The organism is Lutibacter sp. (assembly GCF_040883305.1).
GTDB lineage: Bacteria > Bacteroidota > Bacteroidia > Flavobacteriales > Flavobacteriaceae > Lutibacter.
In genome coordinates this window covers 1-4,719 of sequence record NZ_JBFLKT010000421.1, presented here as the reverse complement: position 1 = coordinate 4,719, position 4,719 = coordinate 1, and the positions used below count along the sequence as shown (strand labels likewise).

Here is a 4,719-nt window from a genome sequence, read left to right as displayed (position 1 = left end):
GCAGCAGAAATGACTTTTGAAAATGTTGTAAAAACTTCCATCTTTATTTCAAACATGAACGATTTTACAGAAATTAACGAAGTTTATGGAAGTTATTTTAATTCAGAAACTGCTCCAGCCCGTGAAACGGTTGAAGTTGCAAACTTGCCTAAATTTGTAAATGTTGAAATCTCTATGATTGCTATAAAATAATAGCTTAAATAGATCTAATTAAAAGTTCTGCTGTTGCTGGGTTTGTTGCTAATGGAACATCGTGAACATCGCACAAACGCATTAACATGGCAATGTCTGGTTCATGTGGATGCATTCCAAGCGGATCTCTAAAAAAGAACACCATAGCCGTTTTACCTTCTGCAACACGTGCAGCAATTTGAGCATCACCTCCATAAGGTCCTGAAAGAAATTTCTCTACTTTAAACCCTGCTTTTTCTGCATTTTTACCAGTTGTTCCTGTAGAAATTAATTCTATATTTTTTGAAGTTATCAAAGCTTTAAAGTCCATTAAAAACTGAACCATCTCTGTTTTTTTTCCATCGTGTGCAATAATTGCAATTTCCATATTATTATATTTTAATTTCTACAAAAGTAGTAGAATTCTTTTTTAAAGAGAAGCAGAATACTCAATTAAATCGACCAATTTAGTTGCATATCCAAACTCATTATCGTACCAAGAAATAATTTTAAAGAAATTTTCATTTAATTCTATTCCTGCATTTGCATCAAAAACAGAAGTTCTTGGTTCAGAAACAAAATCTTGAGAAACCACCTCATCTTCTGTATAGCCTAAAATTCCTTTTAATTCATTCTGTGAAGCATTTTTCATTACAGCTTTAATTTCATTGTAAGAAGTTGCTTTTTTTAACCGAACTGTTACATCTATTAACGAAACATCTACAACTGGAACTCTAACTGCCATTGCTAAAATTTTTCCTTCCATTTCAGGAATTATTTTAATCAACGTTTCTGAGGCACTTGTAGAAGTTGGAATCATATTATTCAAAGCAGCCCTACCTCTTCTCCATTTCTTTGAAAAACCATCAACAACATTTTGACTAGAAGTTGAAGCATGCACTGTAGTTACCAAACCTTCAATAATATCAAAATTATCATTTAAAACCTTAACAATTGGAGCTAAACAATTTGTGGTGCAAGAAGCATTTGAAAAAATTAAATCATTTTTAGATAATTTTGTGTTGTTAACACCCATTACAAAATTTGGAACATCGTTTGATGGTGCTGAGATTACTACTTTTTTTGCACCTCCTTTAATATGGAGTTCCGCTGTATTTTTACTGGTAAAATAGCCAGTAGATTCAATAACAAAATCAACATCTAAAGCGTCCCATTTTATATTTTCTGGTTTTGCTTCTGAAGTAATTCTTATTGATTTATTATTAACAATTAAAACATCTTTTTTAACCTCTACAGTTCCTTTAAAACGCCCGTGAACAGAATCAAATTTTAGTAAATACGCTAATTGATGAATATCAATTAAATCATTTATTGCAACAACTTCAACATTTGTTCTGTTAATAATAGATCTTAAGGCTAATCGTCCAATTCTTCCAAAACCGTTAATCCCAATCTTTATCATTTATTTCTATTAGGTTTTATTGAAAAAAAGTAGTTTTAAATCGACATAATATCGCTAACACGCAGTAATTCTTTGTTTATTTCGTGATGCCCTTTTACAGCTTGATCCAATTCAGTTGTTTCTACCTTATTATTAATTAAACCTACCATTAAGTTAGACTTTCCATCCAATAATAATTCAACCGCTTTTACGCCTAATCTAGTTGCTAAAACACGATCAAAACAACTTGGAGCTCCTCCTCGCTGCATATGACCTAATACAGAAACTCTTACTTCGTACTGAGGTAAATTTTCTTCAACATAATCAGCTAATTCAAATACATTTTTTCCAATTTTATCTCCTTCAGAAACTACAACAATACTAGATGATTTACCTGATCTTTTGGTTCTTTTTAAAGATTCTAATAATCTTTCTAAACCTAAATCTTCTTCAGGAATTAAAATCTCTTCTGCACCAGCTCCAACACCTGCATTTAAGGCAATAAATCCTGCATCTCTTCCCATTACTTCAACAAAAAACAGTCTATTATGTGAGCTCGCAGTATCTCTAATTTTATCAATTACATCAACAACTGTATTTAAAGCTGTATCATAACCAATTGTAAAATTAGTTCCAAAAATATCATTATCAATCGTTCCAGGAATTCCAATACAAGGCAAAGAATGTTCTTCGTTAAAAACCATACTTCCTGTAAATGTTCCATCACCACCAATTAAAACTAAAGCATCAATTTCAGCTTTTTTTATTTGTTGATATGCTTTCTCCCTACCTTCTTTTGTTCTAAATTCTTTAGATCTGGCAGTTTTTAAGATAGTACCTCCTCTGTTAATAATATTACTAACATTTCTAGCAGTTAACACTTTAAAATCTCCTTCTATTAAACCTTGGTAACCTCTATAAATTCCAACACATTCAATATTATAATATGCACATGCTCTTACAACTGCTCTAATTGCAGCATTCATTCCTGGCGCATCACCTCCTGAGGTAAGCACACCAATTTTTTCAATTTTTTTTCCCATAAGTGAAATTCAAAAGTACTTTAAATTTTGGACGCAATTTAGTAAAATAAAAAATTAATTGTTACCATAAATTTTTTGGATAAATTCCTGAATCTTTTAATTTTTGAATTTCTGAAGTAACATAAGCTTTATCTTCTTTGTAGGTTACCCCAAACCATCTTGCATCCGATTTTAGAACCTGCATTGTTGCAATTTTATTAACAATTAAATGGTTAACTGCCAACGGAATAAAAAATTCTGCTTTTGGTTCTTTATAATTTTCTTTTAAGAAATCTTCGAAAAGAGATTCGGACAATTCGAAGTATTTTGGTGTAAATCCGAAGAAATTCATAGAAACTATAGTATCCTCTGATATTGGTTTTAAAACACCATCGGATTCCTTAAATTTTAATATTCCATCAACTTTTTCAATATGTGTACGTTCTGTAATCCCTGTTAAGAATCCGTCTTTATTTACATTACACTCTCCTCTAGAAACAAAACCATATTCTGAAATTGTGTTTTTTAGAACATAGCCCATCATATTAAAATTACTCGAATCTTTATCAGTATTTTTAAGTGCCTCAGCAATTCCTATAAATGCCGCTCTTCCATAAAAATCATCAGCATTTATAACTGCAAAATTTTCTGAAATAACATCTTTTGCCATTAATAAGGCGTGACCTGTTCCCCAAGGTTTTTGACGGTTATTATCTTTGTATTTTTCTGGAATATTATCTATTTCCTGAAAAACATATTCAACCTTAATTTTACCTTTTAATTTTGGATTAAAAAAGGCTTTAAAATCTGCTTCAATACTTTTTCTAATGATAAAAACTACTTTACCAAAACCAGCCTGAATAGCATCATAAATTGAAAAATCTAAGATTGTATCACCTTGTTCAGAAAATGTATCTAACTGTTTTAAGCCTCCATACCTACTTCCTATTCCTGCGGCTAATATTACTAATGTTGGTTTGTTCATTTTTTAAAAAATTACTATTTTATATTAATTAATTTTCTTGTTTTAAGCTCTTTAACTACTGGTTTGACAGTTTTTACAGAATCTATTTCTTTTTTCTTTTTCAATCCTAATTTTTCTAATAATTCTGTTCCATTATCAAAATCTATTTGATAGTTAATACCAATTCCTTGTGTATAACCTTCTTCATCTTGTTCTGAATATTGAATTTCGTTTTGACGATTAAAAATGGAAGATCTTAATGTTCCTGCATCATTTAGTAAAAAGTCTATAGTTACTTCACCAATTATACTTGTAGGCTCTTTAGAACCAACTGGCATACTTGCTTTCCCGTTAATTAAAATTCTGTCATTTATTTCGTATCCAAAATTAAAACCAAACTGATCGTTAATATTTAAATTGTCTATCCTGTTTTTTTCTCCGAAAGTGTAAACAGGTTTTAGTTTAAATTTATTATCTCCTTTATTTACAATATTATCAAAGGCATTTGAAAGTAAATCTGAAGCTGTTCCATAAACCAAACCACTTGTATTAACACTTAAATCGGTTTCGTTATAAAATGCTCCTGAAGCTAATAACGATACAAAATGTCTTGTTTTACTGTTGTCATCATTACTATTTAATTTAAAGGCTAACTCAGAAGCTACTGTAGAACTGGAATTTGGAATTTCTATATCGAATGTTCTTTCAGAATCAAACAATTCACCTGAAAAACGTGTAATTAAATCGATTGGTATTTTTCTATTTGCAGTAATATTTTCTAAAAGTGATTTTGGATTTGCAGAAACTCTATACACGGCTTCAATATTAATATTTGCGGTAAACGGATCTCCACTCCAAGAGATACTTCCTCCTTTTTTTACATTAAATGGTTTGTTAATTATACCTCCATATTTAAAATTATAGATACCATTATCTACTATAAAATTACCATACATATTAAACTTATCTTTGGTATCTATTTCTATTTGTAAATTTCCTGTTCCACTACCTTTTAAAGAACTTCCTGTAGCTTTATCAAGTACCATTTCTACTTCTGCATCTTTGGTTACTTCTAAATTAAAGTTAAGGGATAAACCCTTTAATTTCTCTGAAATAAAAGCTTTTCTACTTTCTATTTCATTCGCATCTTCATCTTTACT

General features: G+C 30.1%; 6 protein-coding genes. 1 reads left to right on the top strand and 5 read right to left on the bottom strand.

Annotated features, from left to right (window positions below):
- A partial coding sequence (locus tag AB1Z17_RS13605) for a Rid family hydrolase (RefSeq protein ID WP_368052313.1) occupies nucleotides 1-192 on the top strand: 192 nt, incomplete at its 5' end.
- Nucleotides 193-196: 4 nt separating this feature from the next.
- Here AB1Z17_RS13605 and AB1Z17_RS13600 read toward each other — a convergent pair.
- The 5 genes from AB1Z17_RS13600 to AB1Z17_RS13580 all read right to left on the bottom strand — a co-directional run.
- Nucleotides 197-559 (bottom strand): methylglyoxal synthase, encoded by a 363-nt coding sequence (locus tag AB1Z17_RS13600; protein ID WP_368052312.1) that lies wholly within the window; start codon nucleotides 557-559, stop codon nucleotides 197-199.
- Between the two features lie 42 nt (nucleotides 560-601).
- A complete protein-coding gene (gene gap, locus AB1Z17_RS13595; RefSeq protein WP_368052311.1) occupies nucleotides 602-1,594 on the bottom strand; it encodes a type I glyceraldehyde-3-phosphate dehydrogenase in 993 nt (330 codons plus the stop codon).
- A 35-nt stretch (nucleotides 1,595-1,629) separates the two neighbouring features.
- Nucleotides 1,630-2,616, bottom strand: a complete 987-nt coding sequence (gene pfkA / locus AB1Z17_RS13590) for a 6-phosphofructokinase (RefSeq protein ID WP_368052310.1) — start codon at nucleotides 2,614-2,616, stop codon at nucleotides 1,630-1,632.
- 61 nt (nucleotides 2,617-2,677) lie between these two features.
- Nucleotides 2,678-3,580, bottom strand: coding sequence for an NDP-sugar synthase (locus tag AB1Z17_RS13585; RefSeq protein ID WP_368052309.1), 903 nt, complete (start codon nucleotides 3,578-3,580; stop codon nucleotides 2,678-2,680).
- A 14-nt stretch (nucleotides 3,581-3,594) separates the two neighbouring features.
- Nucleotides 3,595-4,719, bottom strand: a 1,125-nt coding sequence (locus AB1Z17_RS13580; RefSeq protein ID WP_368052308.1) for a translocation/assembly module TamB domain-containing protein, incomplete at its 5' end; no start/stop codon positions are given.